The organism is Actinocorallia sp. B10E7 (assembly GCF_039871655.1).
Taxonomy (GTDB): Bacteria; Actinomycetota; Actinomycetes; order Streptosporangiales; family Streptosporangiaceae; genus Actinocorallia.
This window is the reverse complement of record NZ_JBDPLZ010000005.1, coordinates 539,228-564,613: the sequence shown is the minus strand read 5'-3', so window position 1 is coordinate 564,613 and position 25,386 is coordinate 539,228. Positions and strand designations below refer to the sequence as shown.

Below are 25,386 nucleotides of genomic sequence, written 5' to 3'. Positions count from 1 at the left end.
GCGCAGTGTTCCGTCCTGTCCTGGTCAGGTCCGGCGGGTCGGGGGGACGGCGGGAACGTCCAGGACGCCGGCGCGCAGGAAGGCGCGGAGGGCCTCGGTGTAGGGGGTGCCGTCCAGGGCGGGGGCGGAGCCCGCGTCCGCCATGATCACGACGACGTCGCCGTGCCGTCCCTCGGCGAGCATCCCGGCGATCAGCCGCCACGCCGCCCACAGGCAGGAACCCGTCGAGCCGCCCGCGGCGCGGCCGGTCAATTCCCGCAGGTGGGCCAGGGCGCCGGGGCTCGCCGCGTCGGGGACGGGCATCACCAGGTCGATCACGGACGGGAGGAAGCCCGGCTCCATGCGGGGGCGGCCGACGCCCTCGACGCGGGAGGGCGTTCCCGTCGCGTAGTCGGGTGCTCCGCTCGCCCAGCCGGGGAAGTACGCCGAGTTCTCCGGGTCGGCGACGGCCAGGCGGGTGGGGTGGCCGTGACGGCGCAGGGAACGGCCGATCGAGCCGGACGTCGCGCCGGTGCCGGCGCCCGTCACGATCCACTCGGGGGCGCGGCCGAGCCCTATGACGATCTCGGCGGCGAGGCTGTCCTTTCCGGACGTCCTGGCCGCCGCCGCGAAGTGGTCGAGGTAGCATGCGCCCGTCTCCGCCGCCAGCCGTGCCGCCTCGGTGTAGATGCCGGCGGGCGGGTCGAAGAGGCGGCATTCCCCGCCGGCCGCCTCTATGGCCTCTCTCCGTTCGGGACGGGTGGACGCGGGCACCACGGCCGTGAAACCCAGGCCGATCATGCGGGCGAAATACGCGCTGGACACCGCGGCGGGTCCCGCTCCGGCGTGGACGACCGTGTCGCCTTCCGCGAGCCGGCCCGATTCCAGGGCGTCGACGTAAGCGGTGCTCAGCAACCGGTGCTTGACGCTTCCGGACGGCTGGCGGGACTCGTCTTTGAGGTGGAGCCCCACGCCCCACTCCGCGGGCAGCTCCACTTCCACCAGCGGTGTGTCGACCACGTCTTCTTCGATCCGGATGATCGCCGCCGCCGTCCACTCCCGTGACTCCACCTGCCCGAACCTAATCGGTGCGATCGCTCCGGTGCCGGGTATTCGCTCAGCACGAACAAACGGTGACTCAGCCCGCCCCGCCCCTTGCGTTCACCGGTGTCTAAGGTGGAGGCAAAACCGAGAGGAGCGCCCATGATCGAGGAGTTGCGCGCCGAGCGACGGCGTCTCATCACGACCCTGGAGGGCCTGACCGACGAGGAGTTCGACAAAGGGCGGACGCTCTGCGCCGGATGGTCGCCCCGGGACGTGCTCGGCCACGTGATCGGGATCGACTACTTCGCGAGCTCCTACGGCCGCCTGCTCTTCGGTGACCCCCGCACCTTCGCTCGCCGTCTCGACCTGGCGAACGAGGCGCAGGCGGAGCGGGTCCGGGAGATGCCGCGCGCCCGCCTGATGGAGTGGGCCGCCTCCTGGGCCGACCGCCCCAGCCTCACCAGCAGGCTGGCCGCCCGCTTCCTGCTCGGCGACCTCGGCGTGCACCACCAGGACATCCTGCGGGGCCTGGGGCTGAGCCGCGAGATCCCGGAGGAGGTCTCGGACGCCGTCTTCCGCGAGGGCCTCTTCCTGAGCCCGGCGCTGAACAAACGCATCCGCTCCCACCGCGTCGTGCCGACCGACGGGGGCCGTCCCCGCGGCCCGGTGGACGCCCCCCAGGTCCACGGCACCCGCGAGGCCCTCGGCATGTGGCTGACCGGCCGCGACGACGTCGTCCCCGAGTTGAAGTTCGACTGAGGCAGGGCCCCGCACGGTGTTTCGTGCGGGGCCTTTCGTAGTGACGAAGAACATCCTGGTTCATAGCTATGACCCCCCCTTTGGGAGGCATAAAGAGGAGATTGTCGAAGACGGCGGCAAATAAAGTGCCACCGAGCGGACGTATTGCCTTGACCGATGACACCACGGAGCAATGGTGATCCAGACGATGGACCGTGAGCTTCTCGTCGAAGAGGCGGGACACGGCGATCACCTGTGCCTCGTGAAGGTCGAGCACCTGCCCGAGATGTTGTGCAAGGTGATCCGCATGGCCGGGCTGGACCGATCGCCCGCCCTGGTCGTCTCCTCCTCCGAGGAGGTGCCGACGCCATGAGCGGCACCCGAGGCTGCGACACCCCCGGAACCCTGGTCCACCACGCCCTGATCTACGACACCGACGAGCAGTTCCTCTCCTCGGCCCTCCCGTTCTGCCTGGAGGGCGTCGAACGGGAGGAAGCCGTCCTGGCCGTCACCACTCCGGCCAACACGGCCCTGCTGCACGAGGCGCTGGGCGTCGCCGCCGGACGGGTGGAGTTCGCCAGGCCGGACGACTGGTACCGCACACCCGGCCTCACCCTGGCCGCCTACCACCACTACATGGAGGAGCGGTCGGCCGCCCATCCGCGGATCCGCATCCTCGGCGAGCCGGTCTGGGACGGCCGCGACGAGGTGGAGAACGACGAGTGGACCCGCTACGAGGCGGCCGCCAACAAGGCCTTCGCCGACCACCGCGCCTGGATCGTCTGCCCCTACGACACCCGCGCCCTGTCCGTCTCCGTGGTGGCCGACGCCCGGCGCACCCACCCCGCCCTGATGCACGACGGCTCGGCTCTGGCCAGCCCCAACTACATCCCGCCCGACACCTCCCCCGGCACCTGGGAGGGGACGCCCGAACCCCCTCCGCCCGGTGTCCGGACGGCCCGCATGGAGTTCGGCTCCGACCTGTCCGCGGCACGCGGCTTCGCAGCCGCCCACGCCATCGAGTTCGGGTTGTCCCCCGAGGGCGTCGACCGGCTGGTCTTCGCCGTCAACGAGGTGGCCTCCAACGCCCTGGCTCACGGTGACGGCGAGCGGTTCCTCACCCTGTGGCTGGACGGAGGGCGCGTCGTCTGCGACGTCACGGACACGGGCGGCACCAGCCCCGCCTGGTACTCCGGCTACCTCCCCCCGACCGCGGAGCGGCCCGGCGGCCACGGCATGTGGGTCGTCCGCCAGCTCTGCGACCTGGTGGAGATCCACTCCCTGGGACCGGGCACCCTCGTCCGGCTCCGGCTCGACCTGGGGCAGCCCCTCTGAGGCTCCCCGACGGCACGGACATGCCCTTCCTTGACCTGCGCCATCCCTGGAGGGCCCTAGCGCCAAGGGGCGGCAAGGATTCTCCAGGGCCACTCCCCTGACCCCAAAACCGGACATAGCGTCGGGTGCAGCAGAGTGAAGGGGAGACAGCATGCAGGTCGGCAAGAAGACCGGGACCATGATCGTGGCGGGGGCCCTCGCCCTGGCGGGGACGGTGACCGGGGGCGCGGCCCTCATGCCCGCGGCGACGGCGACTCCGGCCAAGGACTGCCGGACCTACTCCAGCACCACGGCCTGCGGTGAGATCAAGCTGACCTCCGAGCAGGCCACCTGCGTGGCCCGCTCGGTCGGCCTCGGCATGACCGAGCGCCGTGCCGAGGTCGAGTGCTCCCGCCTGCCGTGACCCTAGGCGGCGTGGCCGCCGTCCACGGACAGCCGGGCCCCGGTGACGTAGGACGCCTCGGGGCTCGCGAGGTAGGCCACCATCGAGGCGATCTCCCCGGCGTTCCCGAAACGGCCGAGAGCCGTCATCGACGCCTGGCCTTCCGCGTGCGGGCCGTCCGCGGGGTTCATGTCGGTGTCGATCGGCCCGGGGTGGACGATGTTCGCCGTGATGCCGCGGCCGCCCAGTTCACGGGCGAGCGCCTTGGTCATCCCGATCAGAGCGGACTTGCTCAGCGTGTAGAGCACGCCTCCGGGACCCGGAACCCGGTCGGCCATACAGGAGCCGATCGTGATGATCCGCCCGCCGGCCGTCATCAGCGTGGCGGCCGTCTGCGAGGCCAGGAACACCCCTCGGACGTTCACCGCGAGCACCCTGTCCACGTCCTCGAGCGTCAGGCCCTCCAGCGGCCCCAGCGCCCCGATCCCCACGTTGTTGACCAGGACGTCGAGCCGCCCGAAGGCCTCCGCCGCCTGCCGCACCGCGCCGACGGCCTCCTCGGCGTCCCCCGAGTCCGCCCGTAGCGCCAGCCCCTTGCGTCCGAGTTCCCCGATCCGCCGGACGACGCTCTCGGCCGCGTCCTTGCCCTCCCGGTAGGTCAGGACCACGTCGGCCCCCTCCTCCGCGAGCCGCAGCGCCGTCGCCGCCCCGATCCCCCGGCTTCCCCCGGTCACCAGAGCCGTCTTGCCGTTCATGCTTCCCCCATGGGTCGGTTTCATTGATATTTCAAGGAAACCGGAGGGCCCCTTCCCGCGCTGGCGGCATTCGGCCCTCACGGTGATCTCACGAAACCGGGCCACGGACCGCGGGGTCGGCTTCCTCGGCGGGAGGGCGGCGGGGGAGGAAGAGGGAGGGCAGGAGGGCCATCGCCATGATCACGGAGACCCAGAGGTAGGCGGACCGGAAGGCGTCCGCGAGGACGGGGGCGGCGGAGACGGGCAGGTCGAAGGCCTGGTCCAGGTCGTGGATCCGGGGGAGCCTGTCGGTGACGGCCTGGTTCAGGCGGGCCGCGATCACCGCGGTGCCCGTCGCGACGGCCACCTGCTGGATGATCATCAGTCCGGTGCTGGCGGCGGGGGCCTCATCGTGGGAGAGGCCCCTGGTCCCGGCGGCGGTGGCGGGGATGAGCGTCATGCCGATCCCGACCCCCATGACGGCCATCGACGCCATGAGCCGCCAGTAGGGGACGTCCGCCGAGGCCTGGAGCAGGAACAGCAGGACCCCGGCGGGCGCGATGACGGTGCCGAGGGAGACGATCCGGCCGGGCGGGATCCGGTCGACCAGCCGGGTCGCCACCTGCATGGTGATGCCGACGGCGAGGACCTGCGGGATGCTCAGCATCCCTGTCGTCGCCGCGCCCTCGCCGCGGACGATCTGGTAGTAGAGCGGCAGGATCGTCATCGATCCGAAGTAGGCGGCCGCGGTGAACGTCACGGTGGCGGCCGCCGCGGCGAGCCTGCGCCGGCGGAACAGCCGGAGCTGGATGAGCGGCTCATGCGTGGTGAGCGCCCGGACGACGAACGCCGCGCCGAGGACCGCGCCGGCGGCGGCGGACACCGCGCCGCCTCCCGTCAGCCCGTAGATCAGCAGGGCGAGTCCGGGTGAGAGCAGCAGCAGCCCGAGCACGTCGAGGCGCCGTCTGGACCGGGCCGGGTCGGCGGGCAGCACCCGCGCCGCCAGCAACCAGCCGAACAGACCGACGGGCACGTTCACCAGGAAGATCCAGCGCCAGGACGCCTCGTCGATCAGGAACCCGCCCAGGACCGGGCCGATCAGCGGGCCGATGAGCGGCGGGAGGCCGAGCATGCTCATCAGGCGTCCGTTCTCGCCGCCGCCCGCGGCGCGCAGCACGATCGTCATGCCGACCGGCAGCAGCATGCCGCCGCCGAGCCCCTGCAGCACCCGGAAGGCGACCAGGGATCCCACGTCCCAGGCCAGCCCGCACAGGGCCGAGCCGAGCACGAAGAAGGCGATCGCGGTGAGGTAGAGCCGTTTGGTCCCGAACCGGCCGACCGCCCAGGCGGTGATCGGGATGATGGCGACCAGGCCGAGCACGTACCCGGTGGTCACCCACTGGATCGTGGTCAGCGACGCGTGGAACCTCTGGGCGAGGGTCCCGACGGCGATGTGGACGATCGTCGTGTCGAGCACCACGATCAGCATGTTCAGCACGACGACCATCGCGATGGTCATCGGCTTGGGCGCGGTGCGCGGCGCCGCCTCCGGGGCGGCGACGGAGGTCATGCCGGGACCCTCGGCGCGACCTGGGTGCGGACTGTCATGTTCTTCAGCGGGCCGGGGAAGAGGTGGTCGTACTCGGGCGTCATGATGCTCTCCTCGCACGAATCAGATGCGAGTAAAGTACAACGTGCACTGCAAATTATACAACGACCGTTGTATCTATGTGAGGTGGAACACATGACCCCGAGGTCGGACAAACGGCGAGCGATCCTGGACGGCGCCCTCGAGGTCTTCGCCCGGGACGGCTACGCGCGCGCCAGCATCGACGTGATCGCCAAGGAGGCCGGCGTCTCCACCCGGACGATCTACAACCACTTCCAGGACAAGGCCACGCTGTTCCAGACCGTGATCTCCGAGAGCGCCGACAAGGTCGCCGCGAGCCACATGGCACTGGTCGACACCTACCTCCGCAAGGTCACCGACCTGGAGGACGACCTCACCGAGTTCGGTCTGGCCTGGAGACGGGGAAACGCCACCGATTACGCCGCCCATTTCGCCCTGGTCCGCCAGATCCAGGCCGACGCCGACCACATCCCCCAGCCGGCCATCGACGCCTGGCAGGAAGCGGGCCCCCTTCGCGTCCGCCGCTACCTCGCCGACCGCCTGGCCACCCTCCCCGGACTCCGCCTGGACGACCCGTCCCTGGCCTCCCTGCACTTCGCGGCCCTGCTGAACGCGGACCTCGCCTACAACGCCCCCGAACCCGAAGAGGCCCAGATCCGAGCGGCCGTCCGCGTCTTCCTGTACGGCTACCACCGCTGAGACCCGCCCGGGCGCCCCGCCGGGACCCGCCTACTCGCTCAGGCTTCCCAGCAGCTTGCGCAGGAGGCCGTCCAGATCGGCCAGTTCCCCGCCGTCCAGCGCCGACAGCAGGCCGGTGACGTTGGCGGTGTGCTCGGTCATCGCCGCGTCCACCGTGGCGTATCCCCGCTCGGTCAGCCGGATCCGGAAGCTGCGCCGGTCGGCGGGGTCCAGCGTGCGCTCGATGAGTCCGGCCGCCTCCAGCCGGTCCAGCCGACTGGTCATCCCGGCACGCGACAACATCAGGAGTTGCGACAACTGGGAGGGGATCAGCGTGTACGGCTCGCCCGAGCGGCGCAGCGCCGCCAGCACGTCGAACTCGCCCCGCTGCAGGCCGAACGCGCCGAACACCTTCTCCTGAGCCGGGCCCAGCAGCAGCGCGATCCTGCCCAGGCGGCCGGCGACGGCGATCGCGGTCAGGTCCAGATCGGGGCGTTCCCGATGCCAGGCCGCGACGACGGCGTCGATCGCGTCCGGGGAGTCCATGCTCACTGCGTCCATGACGTCCATCCTAGTTCGATGTCGGCTCTATTCGTCACCAGATAGTTTGACACCGTACTATCAGTCGTGGAAACATTTCCGGCATGAGCGAGCCACACCTCCACGGCCTCTCCGAGAGCCGACCGATCCTGGTCCGCGGGGACGAGGCCGAAGTCCTCGGCACGGCCCCCGACACCATGGCGCTGCTGGCCGACGTCTCCGCCACCGGCGGTTTCCTCAGCACCAGCCGCACCACCCTGGGCCGCGGCAAGGACGGCGCCGCCCCGCACTACCACCGCGCCTCCGCCGAGATGTTCTTCGTCCTCGAAGGCCGGCTGCAGGTCCTGGCCGACCAGGAGGTGGTGACCGCACACGCGGGCGACATGCTGGTCGTACCGCCGCACACCGCCCACGCGTTCGCCGCGGCACCCGACTCGGGCGCCGACGTGCTGATCGTGATGACCCCCGGCGTCGAGCGGTTCGCCTACTTCCGCCTGCTCGACCGGATCCGGCGCGGCCTGGCCGACCCGGGCGACGTCCTCGCCACCCGGGAACGCTTCGACAACCACTTCGTCGACAGCGACGCCTGGCGCCGAGCCCGCCTCGCCGCCTAGCCCCGAGCCCGGCCCTCACCGAGGGCGGCGGCTCCCGGCCCGATGACGCTCATCGGCCCTCACCCACCGTCGAAAACGACCTTGGAGTCTCCATGCGCAAGATCATCGCTTCCACGTACACGACCCTCGACGGCTTCATCGACGACCCGCACCTGTGGTCCATGCAGTACAACAGCCCGGACGCCATGGCCTACGCCTTCGAGCTGACCACCGGCTGCGACGCGCTGCTGCTGGGCCGCGTCACCTACGAGGGCATGGCGCAGGCGTGGCCGAACATGGGCGGCAACCCCTACTCCGACCACGTCAACGCCATGACCAAGTACGTCGTCGCCTCCGAGCCCGTCGACACCGCCGCCTGGAACCCCACCGTCGTCATCCCCGGCGACGACCTGCCCGCCCAGGTCGCCGACCTCAAGAAGCAGGACGGCAAGGACATCCTGATCTGGGGCAACGGCCGCCTCACCGACGCCCTCGCCCACCACGGCCTGCTCGACGAGTACCGCGTATGGATCTACCCCGTCCTCAAGGGCGAAGGCGAACCCCTCTTCCGCCCCGGCAGCGTCACCCCCGTCGAGCTGGCCGACAGCACCACCTTCGACTCCGGCGTCATCGTCCTCACCTACCGCCCCACCGCCCCGGCCGCCGAAGCCTGACCCGCCCCGCGACGCCCCGGTGATCGCCAGGGCCGTCCGCTCCCCGTGAAGCGAAAGGGCCCCTGCCTGATCTCCCAGGTCAGGGGCCTTTCGCGAGTGCGACGGCCGGGTCGGTCGCCCTCGCGAACACCTCCGCCTACGCGCCCTGGCTCGTCACGGAAGCGGCGCGGTGGTCTTGGCGGTGATCCCCCCGTCACCGACCTTGTACGCCAATACCTTCCCGCCGGGCAGGGCTCGGAAGGATTCGACGTCAGCGGCCTCCGGGACCTGCGTCCAGGTGGTGCCGTCCAGGTAGGACCGTTCGCCGTCGACGACCGCCCAGACCCGGCCCGACCCGTCGTCCCGCAGGCCTCTGGGCAGCTGCGCGGAGGAGGAGTCCGCGAAGTTCGGCGCGAAGGCGTCCCAGCCCGTGCCGTTCCAGTGGTAGATCGAGGCGTTCCGGTCGGTGGTGTAAGGGGCGAACCACGGGCCGTCGGCGTCGGTGTAGTAGACCGTGTTCCAGGTGCCGTTGGTGAAGCCGTAAGGCACGCTGTAGTGGGCGGGCTTCTCGACGGGCTGCCAAGCCGCGCCGTCCCAGCGGAACGGGCCGGACTCACGGAAGGTCCAGAAACCATGCTTCTGGGTGATGAGGAGCGGTTCAGCGGTCAGAGCGGCGGGCAGCGGGGCGAAGCCGGATCCGTCCCACCTGTGGAGCACTCCCCCGACCTTCGCGTACAGACCGGCCTCCGGGTCCGACAGGGTGAACGCCGGCTGGTCGGCGTCGAAGGAGGTCCAGGCACCGTCGTGGAACCGGTGGACCCGGCCCACCTCGGAGAGGAAGACGTCCGAGCCCAGGACCGCGATGCCGGTGCAGGTCCCGGTCAGCGGGGTCGTCGTCTGCTCGATCTTCTGGCCGCCGTAGCGCGCGGCCCAGGGGACGACCTTGCCCCAGGACCAGGTGTTGCCGCAGAACCACACGTCGTTCGGAGCGGTGGAGGCGACGGCGCGGATGATCCCCTCGCCGCCCATCCCGGGGGGCGAGTAGCCGGTCCAGCCGGTACCGCCGGTCCAGCGCTGGAGCACCGGCTTGGGATTCACCGTGAATATCACCGGGCTCGGCTCCGAGGGCGCCCCGGGGTAGGGAGGGTTGTACACGGGACCGTAGACGGTCAGGGCCCCCTGGAAGCCGCTCACCCAGGCCTCGGCGGGTCCGGTCGCCTCCAGATCGGTGACGCCGCGCTCGGGGCCCCAGGTGAAGTTCAGCGGAATGGCGCGCCAGGCGCCCAGGTCCTCGGCCGAAGCGGGCCCGGCCGAGATCAGCGACGAAGCGGCGGCCAGCACGCCGACCGCGAGGGGGTGTCTCCACATGCAAGGCACTCTCCCCCACCCACCGAGCCAGATTTTGGGAAATTCTCACGAACTTCCCGACCCCGTCCGTGCGATCCGCCAACCGGCACCGCATCGTTCCGCAGGTGGTATCGCGGGCAAAGCGAAGGGCCCCTGCCTGGTTTCCCAGATCAGGGGCCCTTCTTCGAGTGTGGCGGCTCCAGGGTTCGAACCTGGGAAGGCTGAGCCGGCAGATTTACAGTCTGCTCCCTTTGGCCACTCGGGCAAACCGCCGTGTGTCGCTTGCGACGTCAGAAATACTAGCGGACGTCGGGCGTGGTCGTCACATCGGTTTGGCACTGGCTGGGGGATGGGGCTGGGAGACTGGGAGGTGGACGGGGCCGGGAGGGCCCGTCCGGAGTGATCATCTCTATGCGTGAGGACATCTGAAACCGTGGCATCCGAGAGTTCGTTCGACATCGTCTCGAAGCTGGACCGGCAGGAGACGGACAACGCGCTGAACCAGGCGGCCAAGGAAGTGGCCAACCGGTTCGACTTCCGCAACGTGGACGCCGGCATCAAGTGGTCGGGGGATTCCATCGAGATCCAGGCCAACAGCGAGGAGCGGGCCCTGGCGGTCCTGGACGTCTTCAAGGAGAAGCTGGTCAAGCGCGGGCTCTCGTTGAAGATCCTCGACGCGGGCGAGCCCAAGGCGTCCGGAAAGATTTACAAACTCGGGGTGAACCTCAAGGAGGGGATCTCCCAGGAGGACGCGAAGAAGATCAACAAGATCATCCGCGACGAGGGGCCGAAGGGCGTCAAGTCGCAGATCCAGGGCGAGGAACTGCGGGTCAGCTCCAAGAAGCGCGACGACCTGCAGGAGATCATCGCGCTGCTGAAGGGCAAGGACCTCGACGTCGCCCTGCAGTTCGTGAACTACCGCTGAGAACACCAGGACCCGCCCGAGGCGGGCGGGTCCTGAAAATCGGGTGAAAATTCAGCCGCGTATCCCGGCCATCCGCTCCAGACGGGCGATCCGGTCGGGGATGGGCGGGTGGGTGGAGAAGAGGTTGCTGAGGCCTCCGCCGCTGAACGGGTGGGCGATCATCAGCGCGCTGGTCGACTCGATCTGCGGGTCGGCGGGCAGCGGCAGGGCGCGGACCCCGCCGGAGATCTTGCGCAGGGCGCTGGCGAGGGCCAGCGGATCGCCGCTGAGGCGGGCACCCGACTCGTCGGCCTGGTACTCGCGGGTCCGGCTGATCGCCATCTGGATGATCGCGGCGGCCACCGGGCCCAGGACGACCATCATCAGGGCGCCGAAGATCCCCGGCCCCTCGCGGTCGTCGGAGCGGCCCGGCAGGAACATGCCCAGGTACGTCAGGTACGTGACTACCGTGGCGAGGGCCGCCGCGACGGACGCGATGAGGATGTCGCGGTTGTAGACGTGCGACAGCTCGTGGCCGATGACGGCGCGCAGTTCCCGCCGGTCGAGCATCTGTAGGATTCCCCGGGTCACGCAGACCGCCGCGTTGCGCGGGTTGCGTCCGGTGGCGAACGCGTTCGGCTGCGGCGTCTCCGAGACGTACAGGCGCGGCATCGGCTGGTGCGCGGCGGTCGCCAACTCGCGGACGATCGCGTACAGGGCGGGCGCCTCGACCTCGCCGATCGGGTGCGCCCGCATCGAACGCAGCGCGATCCTGTCGCTGAAGAAGTAGGCGACGCCGTTGCTCCCCAGCGCGATCACCAGGGCGATCACCAGTCCGCCCCTCCCGCCGAGCCCCCACCCGACGAGCAGCATCACCGCGGAAAGCGCGGCGATCAGAACAGCCGTCTTCACGCCGTTCATGGCTCAGAACCTCCCCTGGCTCTACGCCCGGAACAACGTGCGGATCAGGGGAAACGTTCCGTCGTGGGGTTTTCAGCCGGTCGGGAAGACGGCCTGGAGCAACAACTGCGGCACGACGGAGAGCACCACGGCTCCGGCTCCGGTGACGCCCAGCGCCAGCTTGTAGGGCAGCCCGGACGGCAGCAGCCGGCCCGTGCCCGGCGCGAACAGCCGCACCGCCCACACCAGGTAGTAGTACAGCCCGATGACGACGTTGACGGCCATGACGGCGGCCAGCCACAACACCGGCCCGGTCACCACCGCCTTGAAGACGAGTACCTTCGCGATGAGCCCCATCACGCCCGGAGGCAGACCCGCCAGGCAGATCAGGAAGAACGCCAGCAAAAGCCCCGAAAGGGGATTACGTCGGACCAGCCCCGTGTAATCCGCCAGAAGGTTCTCCTCCGACGCGGCCGCGACCCCGCGGACCACCGCGAACGCCCCCAGGTTCATCACCGCGTAGAACGCCAGGTACCCGGCGGTGGCCGCGATGCCCTGCCCGATGTGCCCGGCCCCCACTGACAGCGGCGCCAGCATGTACCCCGACTGCGCCACGGACGACCACGCCAGCAGCCGCACGGCCTGTGTCTGGCGCAGCGCCATCACGTTGCCCACGGTCATCGTCACGGCCGCCAGCACCGCCAGAAGCGGCCCCCAGACGTGGTCCTGCTCCGGGAACGCCAGCGCGACGACCAGGGCGATCCCGGCGAACCCCCCGGCCTTGGAGACGACCGACAGGAACGCAGCCACCGGCACCGGCGCCCCCTGGTACACGTCCGGCGCCCAGAAGTGGAACGGCACCGCCGCGACCTTGAACGCGAACCCCACGACGACCATGACGATCCCCGCCGTCAGGACCGCTTCCAGCGGGCCCTCGACGGACGCGGCGGCGATCCGGTCGAAGTGCATCGCCCCGGCCGTGCCGTAGACGAGGCTGACTCCGAACAGCAGCACCGCCGCCGAGACCACCGACACGAGGAACAGCTTCACCGCCGCCTCGGTGGCCCGGCCGTCGTAACGCTTCAACGCCACCATCGCGAACACCGGCAGAGACAGCGTCTCCAGCGACACGAACAGCAGCACCAGGTCCCGCGCCGCGACGAGCGCCAGCGCTCCGGTGACCGCGCACAGCAGCAGGAAGTAGTACTCCCCTGCCGGGATGTCCGCGGCCTCCAGGTCCGAGAGCGACATCAGGACGACCACTACGGCGGCCGCCAGGACGACGCCCTGGAAGAGCAGCGTGAACTGGTCGACAACGTACGAGCACGACTCGAGCCCGTCTCCGCGCAGCGTCTCCGGCACGCAGAACGTGCGCCGCACCTCTCCCGGAATGAGCGTGAAGACGGCTATCAGCCCCGCGGACAGGGCCAGGGCCGTCAGCCAGCCCAGCCACTTCCTGCCCAGCTCGAACGCCCCGGCCAGCAGCAGAGCGACCGCCGCGACCGCGACGATCAGCACCGGCGCCACCGCCGCGTAGTCGATCTCCTGGATCACGTTCAAGACCCCGCTCCGATCAGTGCGCGTACCGGGCCGTCGGTGAGGGCCAGCAGCACCTTCGGCCACAACCCCACCAGCACCACCAGGACGATCAGCGGCACCCACGACGCCCACTCCACGGGGTGCGCGTCGGCGACGGCGGAGCCCGCCCCGGACCGCCCGTGGGTGATCTTGGCGAGCAGCCGCAGGAAGTAGGCGGCCGTCAGCACCGCGCCGACCGCGGCCACCGCCATGTACGTCACGAAGGTCTCGCGGGGCAGCCCGGCGCCGGGCCGGTAGGCGCCGACCAGCGCGAGCATCTCGCCCCAGAACCCGGCGAGCCCCGGCAGCCCGAGCGAGGCGACGGCCGCGAAGGTCAGCACCCCGGCCAGGCGCGGAGCGCGGGCCAGCATGCCGCCGCCGATCTCCGCCAGGTCTCCCGTCCCGTACCGCTCCTTGATCGAGCCGGCGAGGAAGAACAGCAGCCCGGTGATGAGCCCGTGCGCGATGTTCCCGAACAGCGCGGCGTTGAGCCCGGTGGCGGTCAGCGTCGCGATGCCCAGCAGCACGAAGCCCATGTGCCCGATGGACGAGTAGGCGATGAGCCGTTTCAGGTCGGTCTGCGCCAGGCAGGCCAGCGACCCGTAGATGATCCCGACGACGGCCAGGCAGCCCAGCCAGGGCGCCCAGAACTCAGCCCCCTCGGGCAGCGCGGGCACCGCGATGCGCACCAGCCCGTACGTGCCCATCTTCAGCAGCACCCCGGCCAGCAGGACGGACCCGACGGTGGGCGCCTCGGTGTGCGCGTCGGGCAGCCACGTGTGCAGCGGCCACATCGGCGCCTTCACCGCCAGCCCGAACCCGATGAACGCGAACGCCGCGATCTGGACGCCGCGCGCGATGTCGAAGCCCTGACGCTCCGACAGCGCGACCATGTCGAACGTCCCTGCGTTGACGCCCAGCAGCAGCAGCCCGGCCAGCAGCGCGGCGGACCCCAGCAGCGTGTAGAGGATGAACTTGTAGGCGGCGTGGCGGCGTCTCTCCCCGCCCCAGACGGCGATGATCGCGTACATCGGGATCAGCACGATCTCGAAGAACACGAAGAACAACACCAGGTCCAGCGCGAGGAACGTGCCGATCATGCCCACTTCGAGGACGAACAGCAGCGCCGTCAGCAGCCGCGCGTTCGGCGTCTCGTGGCGCCCCAGGTAGACGAAGCACAGGAACGTCAGCAGCGTCGTGAGGACGACCAGCGGCAGCGAGATCCCGTCGACGCCGAGGTGGAAGCGCACGCCGATGGACGGGATCCAGGCGACGTCCATCGGCTGCTGCATCCGCTCGGGTTCGGCGTAGTCGAACGCCGCGACCTGCACGAGCGACATCGCCAGGATGAACCCGGACGCGACCCGCCCGAAACCGACCGGGTCGAGCCTGGTCCCGGCCGGGACCAGGTAGGGCAGGACCGCCGCGGCGAGCGGCAGCCAGAGAAGGTGGACGAGAGTGCTCACGTGAGGGCCACCACCGCGAGGACGAGGAACACGGCCCCGGCCAGCAGGCCGGTCAGGTAGGTCTGTGGATTGCCCGTCTGCGGGAGCCTGGCGAGCGCCCCCAGCCCGCGCGCCGCCGGGACGGTCGCCTCGACGGCCCCGTCGACGACGCGGGTGTCGGCTCCGCGCACCATCCGGCCCGTCCACTTCACGGGACGGACGATGACGCGGTCGTAGAGGCCGTCCATGTAGAAAGCGTTCTCCAGCAGGGGGCGCACCTTCTTCAACCGGTCGGCCGGGTCGGAGGCCGGCGCGTCACGCCAGGCCAGGAGCATCGCGCCGGCGCCCGCCGCGGTGAACAGCAGCGCCATGGCCGCGGCCCCGAAGTGCGGCCGCAGTTCCTCGGCCGCCAGCCCGAAGAACCCGATGACGGCGCTCGCGCCCGCCAGCACGATGATCGGCCACCGCATGGCGGCCGGCGCCTCGTGCGCGGCCCTCTCGGGTCCGAAGAACGTCATCAGCCACGCCCGCAGCGCGTACGCCGCCGTCAGCGCGGTCGTGAGGAGCAGCGAGAGGTAGACGGTCCAGGCCGTCCACGCGGGGATGCTCGTCCCGCCTCCCGGCAGGACTCCGAGCGCTCCGTCGTTGAAGGCCACGTTCTGCGCGTGCTCGATGACGGCGTCCTTGGAGAAGAATCCGGCGACCGGCGGCAGCCCCGCCAGCGCCGCGTATCCGATGGTCATGCACACGAACGTCACGGGCATGGCCTTGCGCAGCCCGCCCATGTCGGCGAGCAGGTTCGACCCCACGGCGTGGATGACGCACCCGGCCGACAGGAACAGCAGAGCCTTGAACGCCCCGTGCGTCACGAGGTGGAACATCGCCGCCGGCTCGGACCCGACCGCCAGCCCCGCCGCCATGATGGCGAGCTGGCTGATCGTGGAGTAGGCGAGGACCCGTTTGAGGTCGCGCTGGGCCAGCGCCGCGAGCGCCGCCCCGACCATGGAGACCGCCGCGACGACGCCCAGCACGGCCAGCGCGACGGGCGCCGTGAGGAACACCCCGTACAGCCGCGCCACCAGGTAGACGCCCGCCGCGACCATCGTCGCCGCGTGGATGAGCGCACTGATCGGCGTGGGGCCCGCCATCGCGTCCGGCAGCCAGGTGTGCAGCGGGAACTGGGCGCTCTTGCCCGCGACCCCGCACAGCAGCAGGAGCGCGGCCACGACGACCGTCGTGTGCGGCATCCCGCCGACCTCGTCCAGGACCGTCGCGATGTCGAAGCTCCCCGCGCCCAGCCCCAGCACGATGACGCCGAGCAGCAGCCCCGCGTCGCCGACGCGGGTGACCAGGAACGCCTTGACCGCCGCCCGCGAGTTGGCCTTGTCCTCCCAGTGGTGGCCGACGAGGAAGTACGAGCAGATGCCCATGATCTCCCAGCCGACGTACAGCACCATCAGGTCCCGGGCGAACACCACCAGCAGCATCGCCGAGGTGAACAGGGAGACGAACGCCGCGTACGACGAGTAGCGCGGCTCGTCCCGCATGTAGGCGACCGAGTAGACCTGGACGGCCAGCGCGACCACCCCGACGAGGACGGCCAGCAGCGCCGCGAGCCCGTCGACGCTCAGCCCGACGAGGATCGACGGGCCTCCGGTCCGCACCTCGGCCAGCGTCGCCGTCCGGGTGCCGGGGTTCCGCCACACCGCCAGCGCGATGACCAGGGTGAGGACGGTGGTCAGCGCGGTCGGCAGCACCGCGAACAGCACCGGTCCGAGCGCGCCGCGCGAGCCTCCGCCCGGCAGCCCGGCGGGCGCCGCGCGTCCCTCCTGCGGCACCGGCTCTCCGGGCACTCCGGGGACGGCCTCCACGTGCTCCTCGACGCCCCGCGCCTCGGTCGGCGGGGCGGGGGGCGTGTCCTCGGCCGTGCGCACTCCCCCGGCCACCAGGATCCGGGTGAGCCAGGGGCCGAGCAGCAGTCCGAAGACCGCGCCGAGGAAGGGGAGTACGACCGCCTGTGCGGCGAGGACCGTCACCGTGCCTCCTGCTCCGGCTCGCGCAGGGTGTCCTGGCGGTCCACGTCGATGTTGCTCCGGTTGCGGTAGAGCAGCAGCACGATCGCCAGTCCCAGCCCCACCTCGGCGGCGGCCACGACGATCGTGAAGAGGGTGAGCACCTGCCCTCCGTGCAGCGCGTCGCGCAGCCACACGTCGAACGCGACGAGGTTGAGGTTGACGGCGTTGAGCATGAGCTCGACGGACATCAGCACGAGGATCGCGTTGCGCCGCGCCAGGACCCCGTACACGCCGACGGAGAACAGCAGCGCCGAGAACACCACCGGGTAGGCGACGGACATCAGCGCCCCTTTCCGTTCCGGCCGGGGAGGTTCCCGCCCTTGGACAGGACGATCGCGCCGACGAGCGCGGCGAGCAGCAGGACGGAGAGCACCTCGAAGGGCAGCACCCACTCCCGGAAGATCGCCTCGCCGAGCGCGTCGCCCGACCCGCCTCCGGGGTCGAGGTCGATCCTGGCGTCCTTGAAGCCCCGGACGAGCAGCGTCACCAGCACCGCGGCCGTCCCGAGGGCCACCGCCAGGGCGGGCGTCCTGTTACCGGAGTTCAACCCCTCGCTGGGCCCGATCGGCGCCCGCGTCAGCATGATGCCGAACAGCAGGAGCACCACGATCGCGCCGACGTAGATGAGCACCTGCACCCAGGCGACGAACTCGGCCGTCAGCACCAGGTACATCCCGGCCAGCGCCCCGAACGACACCACCAGCCAGAGCGCCGCGTGGACGAGTTGCTTCGTCGTGACGACCAGCACGCCGGACCCGACGGCGACGACCCCGAGCGCGGTGAACACGATCTCCGGCGTCGTCAACGCAGCTCCTTGGGCGGGTCGGCGTTGGGCTCGTGGGCCTGGGGCGGCGGGACCGTCCACATCCACTCGCGCAGCCGCTCCTTCTCGTGGGTCAGTTCGGCGATGTCGTAGGCGGCGTACTCGAACTCCGGCGACCAGAACAGCGCGTCGAAGGGGCAGACCTCCACGCAGATCCCGCAGTACATGCACAGCGAGTAGTCGATCGCGAACCGGTCGAGGACGTTGCGCGAACGCGCGCGCGCCGAGCCCTCCGCCGGGAGCGTCTCCTTGTGGGAGTCGATGTAGATGCACCAGTCGGGGCACTCCCTGGCGCACAGCATGCAGACGGTGCAGTTCTCCTCGAACAACGCGATCACACCGCGCGAGCGCGGCGCCAGGTCAGGCGCCACCTCGGGGTACTGCCGGGTCCCCGAGCGCTTCATCATCGTCTTCAGGGTGACGGCCAGTCCCTTGGCCAGGCCCAGTTTCACGCTCCGGTCACCACCTTCACCACACCGGTCAGCGCCAGCTGGAGCAGGGCGATCGGCACCAGGTACACCCAGGCCAGGCGCTGGAGCTGGTCCTCGCGCAGCCGGGGGTAGGCGACCCGGAACCAGATCACCACGAACGCCAGCAGGAAGATCTTGATCAGGGTCCACAGGAAGCCGGGCAGCAGCGGGCCCTGCCAGCCGCCCAGGAAGAGCACGGTGGTCAGCGAGCAGACCACCAGGATCCCGGCGTACTCCGCGAGCAGGAAGAACGCGAACCGCAACCCGCCGTACTCGGTGTACGGGCCGAAGATGATCTCCGAGTCGGCGACCGGCATGTCGAACGGCGGCCGGCGCAGCTCGGCCAGGCCCGCCAGGAAGAACACCACCGCGGCCGGCGCCTGCCAGGCCAGCCACCACCACTCCCACGCCTCCGCGATGCCGCTGAGGTTCAGCGTCCCGGCCGCCATCGCCGCGGACGCCGCCGCCAGCACCATCGGCAGCTCGTAGGAGACCAGCTGGGCCGCCACCCGCATACCGCCCAGCAGCGAGTACTTGTTGGCCGACGCCCAGCCCGCCATGATCGAGCCGATCACGCCGATGCCCATGACGGCCAGCGCGAAGAACAGCCCGAGCGACAGGTCGATCGCGACCTGGCCCGGCCCGACCGGGACCACGGCGAGCGCCACCAGGTACGGCACCAGCGCCACGCCCGGCGCCAGCAGGAAGATCCTCCGGTCGGCGGCGGCCGGGACGGTGTCCTCCTTCTGGGCGAACTTCACGCCGTCCGCCACCAGCTGCGCCCAGCCGTGGAAGCCGCCCGCGTACATGGGGCCCAGACGGCCCTGCATGTGCGCCATCACCTTGTGCTCGGCCTGGCCGATGATCAGCGGGAGGGTCAGGAAGGCGACGGTGACCAGCACCAGGGCCACGACGTCACGCATGGGGCCCCCAACCCGTCGGCACTCCCGGAGGCAGGTTCTTGCGCCGCGACGGCGCCCCTCCGCCCTCGCCGGGCTCCTTGGCCCCAGGCCACGCCTTGGCGACCCGGGCCGCCAGCACGAAGTCCTTGCGCAGCGGATGGCCCTCGAACCCGTCCGGCAGCAGCAGCGGCTTCAGGTCGGGGTGGCCCTCGAAGACCACGCCGAACATCTCGAACGTCTCGCGCTCGTGCCAGTTCGCCCCCCGGTAGACCCCGACGGCCGAGGGCAGCACGGGCTCCTCCCGGGACACCAGGGTCCGCAGCAGGACGTGGTGGCGGCGTTCCAGGGAGTAGACGTGGACGACGATCCGGAACCCTTCGTCCAGTTCGTCCACCCCGGTCAGCCAGTCGAAGAACTCGCAGCCCAGGCCGTCCCGGGCGAACTCCAGCGCCTCCAGCCACAATCCGGCGGGGACGTCGACGGACAGCTGCCCGAAGGTGTCCTCCGTCTCGATCTCGGCGCCGAACCGGTGGATGAACTCGACGGCCAGCTCAGTCGTCGTCATCGGCCATCCCCGGAATGATCGAGTAGTCCACGACCTCCGCGGGCCGCGTCCCGCCCCGGCGGAACCGCTGCGTCTTCTCGGTGCCCGCGTCCGCGGGCTTCTCGGCGCTCTCGGCGTCCGCGGGCTTCTCGATGACCGTGTTCTCAGGCGTCTCGGCGCCCGTGGCGCTCCGCGCCCCCTCGGGCTCCCGGATCCCCTCCGGGTCGACCGGGGGCAGGGCCTGGGTCGGCCGGTCGGCCTCGACGAGCAGTTCGGGTACGGGCTGCAGCGGCCGCCGCAGCACGCTCGCCCGGTGCTCCCAGGACGGCGGCCGGGACGGCCCGGAGCCGGTGTAGCGCTCCTTGAGCGACTCGCCCGCGATCTTCTCCTGGAGCCGGACGATCCCGTGCAGCAGCGCTTCGGGCCGCGGCGGGCAGCCCGGCACGTACACGTCGACGGGGATGATCTGGTCGACGCCCTTGGTCACGCAGTAGGAGTCCCAGTAGGGGCCGCCGCAGTTGGCGCACGACCCGAAGGAGATGACGTACTTCGGCTCGGGCATCTGCTCGTACAGCCGTTTGACGGCCGGCGCCATCTTGTCGGAGACCGTCCCGGACACCACCATCAGGTCGGCCTGCCGGGGCCCCGGTGCGAACGGGATCACCCCGAGCCGCATGAAGTCGTGCCGTGCCATCGAGGCGGCGATGAACTCGATGGCGCAGCACGCGAGTCCGAAGTTGAAGACCCACAGTGAGTAGCGGCGTCCCCAGTTGAGCACGAATCTGACCGGTTGCGGCGCCAGTCTGGACGCCGGTCCCACGGTCGGCTCGGGGAGATCCACTAGACCCATGTGAGGACTCCCTTCTTGTAGGCGTAGAGCAGACCCGTCGCGAGGAAGCCGAGGAAGACGAACATCTCCCCGAGCGTCACTGCTCCATACCCCTGAGCGCTGAAAATAGTGGCCCACGGGAACAGGAAGATCGCGTCTACGGCGAACACCACGTACAGGTAGGTGAAGACGTAATAGCGGACATGGGATTGGGCCCAGCCCTCCCCCACGGGATCGATGCCGCACTCGTAGGTGGTGAGTTTCTCCGGGGTGGGCCGGGAGGGGCGCAGCAGCCTGTTGGCGAAGAGCCCGCCCGCGACGATCCCGCCGCCGATGAGGAACAGGACGGCGACGAGAACATAGGAGCCGTAGTAGTCGCGCACGGAGGAAGCGTAAACCGTCGTGGGGAGCCGCCGCCGCGCGCCTGCGTCCGTCTTTAACGCCGCAGGAACAAACCATAGAGTTTCCTGGCGATCATGCATATACCGAAACAGGCACCGAAATCCCCTGAGGTATCGGAACCGTCTTCCGCCCCTCGTCGGCCTGCCGCTTCTTTCGCGCGATGTGGTGATCGTCATAGCCGCAGGTCACACGCCCGGGCAGTCTCTCCCCAACCGGCCGAAGCAGACCAAGATCCTCGAACCATGAGCATCCGCAGTACGTCTATCTTTACGGATCTAGGAGACGAACATAAGGTCTCCCCCAAGAACACGTGTTATACGGGGTGGTGCGGCAGATGGCGCAGGGACCTGAGCAGCCGAACTGGGAGCCTCCCGGTCAGAACTGGAGCCCGCCCGTACAACCGCCGCCGCAGCCCCCGGCGTCCGACCAGGGACCGCAGCCCAACTGGAGCCACCAGCCGCAGCAGGGCGGCTGGACGCCGCCTCCCTTCCAGCCTCCGGGCGGCCCGCCGCCCTTCGGGCAGCCTCCCGGCCTCGGGCAGCCCATGCCCCCGGGCGGGCCGCAGCCGCCGAAGAGCAACAAGGGCGTGCTGATCGCCGTTCTCAGCGCCTCCGTGGCGCTCGTCCTGGTGCTCGCCGTCGTCCTCCTCGTCGTCGCCGGAAACAAGGGCGAAGAGGAGAAGGAGAAGGCCCTCACCCCGCAGCAGAAGTCGTCGCAGGCCGTGACGAAGCTGAACTCCCTGCCGGGGCTGCGCTACGTCGGGATCTATGACGCCTCCGGCACGTCCGTCCAGGCCGACCTGTCGGTGACGCGGGTCGGCACGGCCTCCGGAACCCTGACGGTGAGCGGCGACGTCATCGACGCGATGCTCCTGGACGGCGACCTCTACGTGAAGGCGCCGGCCGCCTTCTGGCAGGTCCAGCCCGAGATCGGCGAGGACGCCGTCGGCGACTTCGCCGGCAAGTGGGCCAAGGCCCCCGGCTCGCTGCGGTCCTTCGACATCCGAAAGCTCCTCGTCCCCGCCGCGCTCGGCCAGGCCCTCCAGCAGGCCAAGCCGCTGGTGCCGCCGTCCGGCGCGCCGACCGCCGAGCCCGTCGCGGGCCGCCGGGCGATCGCCTTCGAGGGGCTCGAGGCCCAGTACTACGTGTCCGACGACGCCCCGTACCAGCTCGTGAAGATCAAGGCGGGCGGGTCCCAGGCCTTCGACTTCGATGTGACCGAGCTCACCGCCGACTCCATCGGAACCCTCTACACCGAGCTCAAGGACAAGGTCCGCAACGGGCTGGCCGGCGCGCTCGACCCCGCCGCCGAGATCAAGGCGGCCGCGACGGCCACCCGCTCCGACTGCGACGCCCGCGGCTGCACCATCAAGCGGAAGTTCGACAACACCGGGCCCACCGCCACCGTCACCTACGTCGCCAGGATCTGGCGGGACAAGGCGGGCGACAAGGAACTGGGCGAATGCACCAAGGCCCAGTCCCTGCGCGCCGGCTCCACCACGCTGGAATGCAGGGTGACCAGCGGCGGCTGGAAGTCCTGGGTGCGCGGCCTCAAGCCGGGCAGCACCAACAACCCCTTCTATTTCAACGCCTGGCTGAAGGTCGAGTCGGTCTCCAAGAGCAAGGCCGAGGCTCTGATCGGCAAACTCGAGGCCGAACAGCAGGGCGCGTAAGTAACCCCCCTATCAGGTTCGGTACATTGGCAACGACCGAATCCAGGTCGGCGACGAACCGGAGCGCCCCTGTGGTACGTCCTGTATCGCGGGGGTTCTCACGTCGGCACCGGCCGGCTTACGGAGGCTCACGGCGCGGGGTCTCAGAGCCTGGAATCGAGACGGGTGAGCCCCGTCTCGCCTGGGTCGTAACATAAGCACAAGCCCAAGTAGCCCTCCTGTCACAGGCACCCTCACCTGGGACGAGGACTGCGCGTCGAGGAAGGTCTTCCTCTGTGACCAAACAGGTCCAGCAACTCGACCGCGTCATCATCCGCTTCGCCGGGGACTCCGGCGACGGCATGCAGTTGACCGGCGACCGCTTCACGGCGGAGACGGCTGAGTTCGGAAACGACATTTCGACGCTTCCTAACTACCCGGCCGAGATCCGCGCCCCCGCCGGGACCCTTCCCGGGGTCTCCAGCTTCCAGCTCCACTTCGCCGACCACGACATCCTGACGCCCGGGGACTCCCCGAACGTCCTGGTGGCCATGAACCCGGCCGCGTTGAAGGCCAACATCGGCGACCTGCCCAAGGGCGGGGACGTCATCATCAACACCGACGAGTTCAGCAAGCGCAACCTGGCCAAGGTGGGCTACCCGGCCAGCCCCGTCGACGACGGCTCGCTGACCGACTACCGGGTGCACGCGCTGCCGCTGACGTCGATGACGGTCAAGGCCCTCGAGGACTTCGACCTGTCCAAGAAGGACGCCGAACGCGCCAAGAACATGTTCGCGCTCGGCCTGCTGTCGTGGCTCTACCACCGCCCGGTGGAGAGCACGATCTCCTTCCTGGAGAAGAAGTTCGCCAGGAAGCCCGAGATCATGAAGGCCAACATCGCGGCCTTCCAGGCGGGCTGGAGCTTCGGTGAGACCACCGAGGACTTCGCGACCTCCTACGAGGTCAAGCCCGCGACACTGGAGCCGGGCCTGTACCGGCAGATCACGGGGAACACGGCACTGGCCTGGGGCCTGGTGGCGGCCGGCGACCGCAGCGGCCTCGACCTGTTCCTGGGCTCGTACCCGATCACCCCGGCGTCCGACATCCTGCACGAGCTGTCGAAGTTCAAGAACTTCGGCGTGCGGACGTTCCAGGCCGAGGACGAGATCGCCGCGATCGGCGCGGCGCTGGGCGCCTCGTTCGGCGGCGCGCTGGGCCTGACCACCACGTCGGGCCCCGGTGTGGCGCTGAAGGCCGAGACGATCGGCCTCGCGGTCGCCGTCGAGCTGCCGCTGCTGATCGTCAACGTGCAGCGCTCCGGCCCGTCCACGGGCCTGCCGACCAAGACCGAGCAGGCCGACCTGCTGCAGGCGATGTTCGGCCGCAACGGCGAGTCCCCGGTGCCGATCGTGGCGCCGCTGTCGCCGGCCGACTGCTTCTACGCGGCGATCGAGGCGGCCCGGATCGCGGTCAAGTACCGCACCCCGGTGTTCATCCTCTCCGACGGCTACCTGGCCAACGGCTCCGAGCCGTGGAAGCTGCCCGAGGTCGCCGACCTGCCGGTGATCGAGGCGGACTTCGCCGAGCCGCTGCAGGAGGACTTCCAGCCGTTCAAGCGCGACCCCGAGACCCTGGCCCGCCCGTGGGCGGTTCCGGGCACTGCGGGCCTGGAGCACCGGATCGGCGGTCTGGAGAAGGCCGACGGCTCCGGCAACATCTCCTACGACCCGGCCAACCACGACCTGATGACCCGGCTGCGCCAGGCCAAGGTCGACGGCATCGCGAACGACGTCGAGCCGCTGCGGGTGGACGACCCGGACGGCGACGCCCGCGTGCTCGTGCTCGGCTGGGGCGGCACCTACGGCGCGATCTCCGCGGCCGTGCGGCGCATCCGCAAGTCCGGCGGCAAGGTCGCCCAGGCTCACGTGCGGCACCTCAACCCGTTCCCCGCGAACATGGGCGAGGTCCTGAAGAAGTACGACAAGGTGATCGTGCCCGAGATCAACCTCGGACAGCTCGCCACCCTTCTGCGCGCCAAGTACCTGATCGACGTGGTCAGCTACAACCGCGTGCGCGGCCTTCCGTTCAAGGCCGAAGAGCTCAGCGACGTGATCCGGGATGTGATGAGCAGTGAGTGACGCCCTGGCACTGGTGCCCAAGAGCGAGATCCCGCTCAAGGCCAAGGACTTCAAGACCGACCAGGAGGTCCGCTGGTGCCCTGGATGCGGTGACTACGCCATCCTCGCCGCGGTCCAGGGCTTCATGCCCGAACTGGGCATCAGGCGCGAGAACACCGTGTTCATCTCGGGCATCGGCTGCTCCTCGCGGTTCCCGTACTACATGAACACCTACGGGTTCCACTCGATCCACGGGCGGGCCCCGGCGATCGCGACCGGGCTGGCCTCGGCCCGTCCGGACCTGTCGGTGTGGGTGGTCACCGGTGACGGCGACTCGCTGTCCATCGGCGGCAACCACCTGATCCACGCGCTGCGCCGCAACGTCAACATCAAGATCCTGATGTTCAACAACCGGATCTACGGTCTGACCAAGGGCCAGTACTCGCCCACCTCGGAGATGGGCAAGGTCACCAAGTCCTCGCCGATGGGCTCGCTGGACCACCCCTTCAACCCGATCTCCCTGGCGGTCGGCGCGGAGGGCGCGTTCGTGGCCCGGACGATCGACTCCGACCGCCAGCACCTGCAGTCGGTGCTGCGGCAGGCGGCCGAGCACAAGGGCGCGGCCCTGGTGGAGATCTACCAGAACTGCAACATCTTCAACGATGGCGCCTACGAGCCGCTGAAGGACGCCGACCAGCGGGACGACGTCACCGTCAGGCTGGAGCACGGCCAGCCGATCGTCTTCGGCAAGGACCGTGACAAGGCCCTGATCCAGGAAGGTTTCGGGTTCCGGGTCGGCACCCCGGACGAGGCCGGCGTGGTGGTGCACGACGCCCACAACCCGGACCCGTCGCAGGCGTTCGCCCTGTCCCGGCTGGACCAGCCCGCCTTCACGCACGTCCCGATCGGGGTGTTCCGCTCGGTGCCGCGCCCGTCCTACGACTCGCTGCTCAACGAGCAGGTGGAGCAGGCCAAGGACCGGCAGGGCCGCGGCGACCTCACCGAGCTGCTGCGAAGCGGCGACACCTGGCGCATCGACTGATCCGGTCGGTCTGAGGAGGCCCCCCGGCCTCCGCGTCGGCACGGGACCCGG

27 protein-coding genes and 1 tRNA gene are annotated in these 25,386 nt (G+C 70.1%); 11 read left to right on the top strand and 17 right to left on the bottom strand.

Going from position 1 to position 25,386, the window contains the following annotated elements:
• Positions 1-24: 24 nt before the first annotated feature.
• Entirely contained in the window at positions 25-1,050 is a 1,026-nt protein-coding gene (locus ABGB12_RS20505; RefSeq protein WP_347680228.1) for a pyridoxal-phosphate dependent enzyme, read from the bottom strand.
• A gap of 132 nt (positions 1,051-1,182) precedes the next feature.
• Between ABGB12_RS20505 and ABGB12_RS20500 the strand changes: the two genes are divergently transcribed.
• The 4 genes from ABGB12_RS20500 to ABGB12_RS20485 all read left to right on the top strand — a co-directional run bounded on the left by ABGB12_RS20500 (position 1,183) and on the right by ABGB12_RS20485 (position 3,499).
• Positions 1,183-1,782: a maleylpyruvate isomerase family mycothiol-dependent enzyme gene (locus ABGB12_RS20500; RefSeq protein WP_347680226.1), complete on the top strand. Its 600-nt coding sequence runs from the start codon at positions 1,183-1,185 to the stop codon at positions 1,780-1,782.
• A gap of 175 nt (positions 1,783-1,957) precedes the next feature.
• A complete protein-coding gene (locus ABGB12_RS20495) occupies positions 1,958-2,134 on the top strand; it encodes a hypothetical protein (protein ID WP_347680224.1) in 177 nt (58 codons plus the stop codon).
• Complete coding sequence (locus tag ABGB12_RS20490; RefSeq protein ID WP_347680222.1) at positions 2,131-3,096, top strand: sensor histidine kinase; 966 nt, start codon at positions 2,131-2,133, stop codon at positions 3,094-3,096. Before ABGB12_RS20495 ends, ABGB12_RS20490 begins: the two co-directional genes overlap by 4 nt.
• A gap of 151 nt (positions 3,097-3,247) precedes the next feature.
• The gene (locus tag ABGB12_RS20485; RefSeq protein ID WP_347680220.1) at positions 3,248-3,499 is read left to right on the top strand and encodes a hypothetical protein; all 252 of its coding nucleotides are present in this window, start codon (positions 3,248-3,250) and stop codon (positions 3,497-3,499) included.
• A 2-nt stretch (positions 3,500-3,501) separates the two neighbouring features.
• On the opposite strand, the gene ABGB12_RS20480 is transcribed toward ABGB12_RS20485, so the two are convergent.
• Together ABGB12_RS20480 and ABGB12_RS20475 are read right to left on the bottom strand one after the other, a co-directional pair.
• Positions 3,502-4,233, bottom strand: coding sequence for a 3-oxoacyl-ACP reductase family protein (locus ABGB12_RS20480; RefSeq protein ID WP_347680218.1), 732 nt, complete (start codon positions 4,231-4,233; stop codon positions 3,502-3,504).
• A gap of 88 nt (positions 4,234-4,321) precedes the next feature.
• A complete protein-coding gene (locus ABGB12_RS20475; RefSeq protein ID WP_347680216.1) occupies positions 4,322-5,782 on the bottom strand; it encodes a DHA2 family efflux MFS transporter permease subunit in 1,461 nt (486 codons plus the stop codon).
• 174 nt (positions 5,783-5,956) lie between these two features.
• On the opposite strand from ABGB12_RS20475, the gene ABGB12_RS20470 reads away from it, so the two are divergent.
• Complete coding sequence (locus tag ABGB12_RS20470) at positions 5,957-6,541, top strand: TetR/AcrR family transcriptional regulator (protein WP_347680214.1); 585 nt, start codon at positions 5,957-5,959, stop codon at positions 6,539-6,541.
• A 30-nt stretch (positions 6,542-6,571) separates the two neighbouring features.
• Here the strand turns inward: ABGB12_RS20470 and ABGB12_RS20465 are convergent, their stop codons facing one another.
• The gene (locus tag ABGB12_RS20465; protein ID WP_347680212.1) at positions 6,572-7,081 is read right to left on the bottom strand and encodes a MarR family transcriptional regulator; all 510 of its coding nucleotides are present in this window, start codon (positions 7,079-7,081) and stop codon (positions 6,572-6,574) included.
• An 83-nt stretch (positions 7,082-7,164) separates the two neighbouring features.
• Here ABGB12_RS20465 and ABGB12_RS20460 point away from each other — a divergent pair, with 83 nt between their 5' ends.
• Both ABGB12_RS20460 and ABGB12_RS20455 read left to right on the top strand, forming a co-directional pair.
• Positions 7,165-7,674: a cupin domain-containing protein gene (locus ABGB12_RS20460; protein WP_347680210.1), complete on the top strand. Its 510-nt coding sequence runs from the start codon at positions 7,165-7,167 to the stop codon at positions 7,672-7,674.
• Positions 7,675-7,766: 92 nt separating this feature from the next.
• Positions 7,767-8,327: a dihydrofolate reductase family protein gene (locus ABGB12_RS20455; protein ID WP_347680208.1), complete on the top strand. Its 561-nt coding sequence runs from the start codon at positions 7,767-7,769 to the stop codon at positions 8,325-8,327.
• Positions 8,328-8,480: 153 nt separating this feature from the next.
• Here ABGB12_RS20455 and ABGB12_RS20450 read toward each other — a convergent pair whose 3' ends face one another.
• Together ABGB12_RS20450 and ABGB12_RS20445 are read right to left on the bottom strand one after the other, a co-directional pair.
• The gene (locus ABGB12_RS20450; protein ID WP_347680206.1) at positions 8,481-9,674 is read right to left on the bottom strand and encodes a hypothetical protein; all 1,194 of its coding nucleotides are present in this window, start codon (positions 9,672-9,674) and stop codon (positions 8,481-8,483) included.
• A gap of 170 nt (positions 9,675-9,844) precedes the next feature.
• Positions 9,845-9,926: transfer RNA gene (locus ABGB12_RS20445), tRNA-Tyr, on the bottom strand.
• Between the two features lie 160 nt (positions 9,927-10,086).
• Between ABGB12_RS20445 and ABGB12_RS20440 the strand changes: the two genes are divergently transcribed.
• Positions 10,087-10,578: a YajQ family cyclic di-GMP-binding protein gene (locus ABGB12_RS20440; protein ID WP_347680204.1), complete on the top strand. Its 492-nt coding sequence runs from the start codon at positions 10,087-10,089 to the stop codon at positions 10,576-10,578.
• Positions 10,579-10,629: 51 nt separating this feature from the next.
• Here the strand turns inward: ABGB12_RS20440 and htpX are convergent, their stop codons facing one another.
• The 11 genes from htpX to ABGB12_RS20385 all read right to left on the bottom strand — a co-directional run bounded on the left by htpX (position 10,630) and on the right by ABGB12_RS20385 (position 20,506).
• Complete coding sequence (htpX, locus tag ABGB12_RS20435) at positions 10,630-11,478, bottom strand: zinc metalloprotease HtpX (RefSeq protein WP_347680202.1); 849 nt, start codon at positions 11,476-11,478, stop codon at positions 10,630-10,632.
• Positions 11,479-11,550: 72 nt separating this feature from the next.
• Positions 11,551-13,011 (bottom strand): NADH-quinone oxidoreductase subunit N, encoded by a 1,461-nt coding sequence (locus tag ABGB12_RS20430; protein ID WP_347680664.1) that lies wholly within the window; start codon positions 13,009-13,011, stop codon positions 11,551-11,553.
• 2 nt (positions 13,012-13,013) lie between these two features.
• Positions 13,014-14,501 carry an NADH-quinone oxidoreductase subunit M gene (locus tag ABGB12_RS20425; RefSeq protein WP_347680200.1) on the bottom strand — a complete coding sequence of 496 codons (1,488 nt, stop codon included), beginning with the start codon at positions 14,499-14,501 and terminating at the stop codon, positions 13,014-13,016.
• Complete coding sequence (locus tag ABGB12_RS20420) at positions 14,498-16,516, bottom strand: NADH-quinone oxidoreductase subunit L (protein ID WP_347680198.1); 2,019 nt, start codon at positions 16,514-16,516, stop codon at positions 14,498-14,500. The genes ABGB12_RS20425 and ABGB12_RS20420 overlap by 4 nt, the downstream gene beginning before the upstream one ends.
• Entirely contained in the window at positions 16,513-16,836 is a 324-nt protein-coding gene (gene nuoK / locus ABGB12_RS20415) for an NADH-quinone oxidoreductase subunit NuoK (protein WP_347680196.1), read from the bottom strand. The genes ABGB12_RS20420 and nuoK overlap by 4 nt, the downstream gene beginning before the upstream one ends.
• A complete protein-coding gene (locus ABGB12_RS20410) occupies positions 16,836-17,360 on the bottom strand; it encodes an NADH-quinone oxidoreductase subunit J (RefSeq protein WP_347680194.1) in 525 nt (174 codons plus the stop codon). The genes nuoK and ABGB12_RS20410 overlap by 1 nt, the downstream gene beginning before the upstream one ends.
• A complete protein-coding gene (locus ABGB12_RS20405) occupies positions 17,357-17,830 on the bottom strand; it encodes an NADH-quinone oxidoreductase subunit I (RefSeq protein ID WP_347680192.1) in 474 nt (157 codons plus the stop codon). The genes ABGB12_RS20410 and ABGB12_RS20405 overlap by 4 nt, the downstream gene beginning before the upstream one ends.
• Positions 17,827-18,771 carry an NADH-quinone oxidoreductase subunit NuoH gene (gene nuoH, locus ABGB12_RS20400; protein WP_347680190.1) on the bottom strand — a complete coding sequence of 315 codons (945 nt, stop codon included), beginning with the start codon at positions 18,769-18,771 and terminating at the stop codon, positions 17,827-17,829. Before nuoH ends, ABGB12_RS20405 begins: the two co-directional genes overlap by 4 nt.
• Positions 18,764-19,315 carry an NADH-quinone oxidoreductase subunit C gene (locus ABGB12_RS20395; protein WP_347680188.1) on the bottom strand — a complete coding sequence of 184 codons (552 nt, stop codon included), beginning with the start codon at positions 19,313-19,315 and terminating at the stop codon, positions 18,764-18,766. Before ABGB12_RS20395 ends, nuoH begins: the two co-directional genes overlap by 8 nt.
• Complete coding sequence (locus ABGB12_RS20390; protein ID WP_347680186.1) at positions 19,302-20,144, bottom strand: NADH-quinone oxidoreductase subunit B family protein; 843 nt, start codon at positions 20,142-20,144, stop codon at positions 19,302-19,304. Before ABGB12_RS20390 ends, ABGB12_RS20395 begins: the two co-directional genes overlap by 14 nt.
• The gene (locus tag ABGB12_RS20385; protein WP_347680184.1) at positions 20,135-20,506 is read right to left on the bottom strand and encodes an NADH-quinone oxidoreductase subunit A; all 372 of its coding nucleotides are present in this window, start codon (positions 20,504-20,506) and stop codon (positions 20,135-20,137) included. Before ABGB12_RS20385 ends, ABGB12_RS20390 begins: the two co-directional genes overlap by 10 nt.
• 353 nt (positions 20,507-20,859) lie before the next feature.
• Here ABGB12_RS20385 and ABGB12_RS20380 point away from each other — a divergent pair, with 353 nt between their 5' ends.
• The 3 genes from ABGB12_RS20380 (at position 20,860) to ABGB12_RS20370 (ending at position 25,335) form a co-directional block, all read left to right on the top strand.
• Entirely contained in the window at positions 20,860-22,197 is a 1,338-nt protein-coding gene (locus tag ABGB12_RS20380; protein ID WP_347680182.1) for a hypothetical protein, read from the top strand.
• A gap of 275 nt (positions 22,198-22,472) precedes the next feature.
• Positions 22,473-24,314 carry a 2-oxoacid:acceptor oxidoreductase subunit alpha gene (locus ABGB12_RS20375; RefSeq protein ID WP_347680180.1) on the top strand — a complete coding sequence of 614 codons (1,842 nt, stop codon included), beginning with the start codon at positions 22,473-22,475 and terminating at the stop codon, positions 24,312-24,314.
• Complete coding sequence (locus ABGB12_RS20370) at positions 24,307-25,335, top strand: 2-oxoacid:ferredoxin oxidoreductase subunit beta (protein WP_347680178.1); 1,029 nt, start codon at positions 24,307-24,309, stop codon at positions 25,333-25,335. The genes ABGB12_RS20375 and ABGB12_RS20370 overlap by 8 nt, the downstream gene beginning before the upstream one ends.
• Positions 25,336-25,386 lie beyond the last annotated feature (51 nt).

Bases quoted from the DNA above. Each gene is read 5' to 3' on its own strand.
- ABGB12_RS20500 (WP_347680226.1), top strand. From the start codon at position 1,183: ATGATCGAGGAGTTGCGCGCCGAGCGACGGCGTCTCATCACGACCCTG.
- ABGB12_RS20490 (WP_347680222.1), top strand. From the start codon at position 2,131: ATGAGCGGCACCCGAGGCTGCGACACCCCCGGAACCCTGGTCCACCAC.
- ABGB12_RS20485 (WP_347680220.1), top strand. From the start codon at position 3,248: ATGCAGGTCGGCAAGAAGACCGGGACCATGATCGTGGCGGGGGCCCTC.
- ABGB12_RS20480 (WP_347680218.1), bottom strand. From the start codon at position 4,233: ATGAACGGCAAGACGGCTCTGGTGACCGGGGGAAGCCGGGGGATCGGG.
- ABGB12_RS20475 (WP_347680216.1), bottom strand. From the start codon at position 5,782: ATGACCTCCGTCGCCGCCCCGGAGGCGGCGCCGCGCACCGCGCCCAAG.
- ABGB12_RS20470 (WP_347680214.1), top strand. From the start codon at position 5,957: ATGACCCCGAGGTCGGACAAACGGCGAGCGATCCTGGACGGCGCCCTC.
- ABGB12_RS20465 (WP_347680212.1), bottom strand. From the start codon at position 7,081: ATGGACGCAGTGAGCATGGACTCCCCGGACGCGATCGACGCCGTCGTC.
- ABGB12_RS20460 (WP_347680210.1), top strand. From the start codon at position 7,165: ATGAGCGAGCCACACCTCCACGGCCTCTCCGAGAGCCGACCGATCCTG.
- ABGB12_RS20455 (WP_347680208.1), top strand. From the start codon at position 7,767: ATGCGCAAGATCATCGCTTCCACGTACACGACCCTCGACGGCTTCATC.
- ABGB12_RS20450 (WP_347680206.1), bottom strand. From the start codon at position 9,674: ATGTGGAGACACCCCCTCGCGGTCGGCGTGCTGGCCGCCGCTTCGTCG.
- htpX (WP_347680202.1), bottom strand. From the start codon at position 11,478: ATGAACGGCGTGAAGACGGCTGTTCTGATCGCCGCGCTTTCCGCGGTG.
- nuoK (WP_347680196.1), bottom strand. From the start codon at position 16,836: ATGTCCGTCGCCTACCCGGTGGTGTTCTCGGCGCTGCTGTTCTCCGTC.
- nuoH (WP_347680190.1), bottom strand. From the start codon at position 18,771: ATGCGTGACGTCGTGGCCCTGGTGCTGGTCACCGTCGCCTTCCTGACC.
- ABGB12_RS20395 (WP_347680188.1), bottom strand. From the start codon at position 19,315: ATGACGACGACTGAGCTGGCCGTCGAGTTCATCCACCGGTTCGGCGCC.
- ABGB12_RS20390 (WP_347680186.1), bottom strand. From the start codon at position 20,144: ATGGGTCTAGTGGATCTCCCCGAGCCGACCGTGGGACCGGCGTCCAGA.
- ABGB12_RS20380 (WP_347680182.1), top strand. From the start codon at position 20,860: ATGGCGCAGGGACCTGAGCAGCCGAACTGGGAGCCTCCCGGTCAGAAC.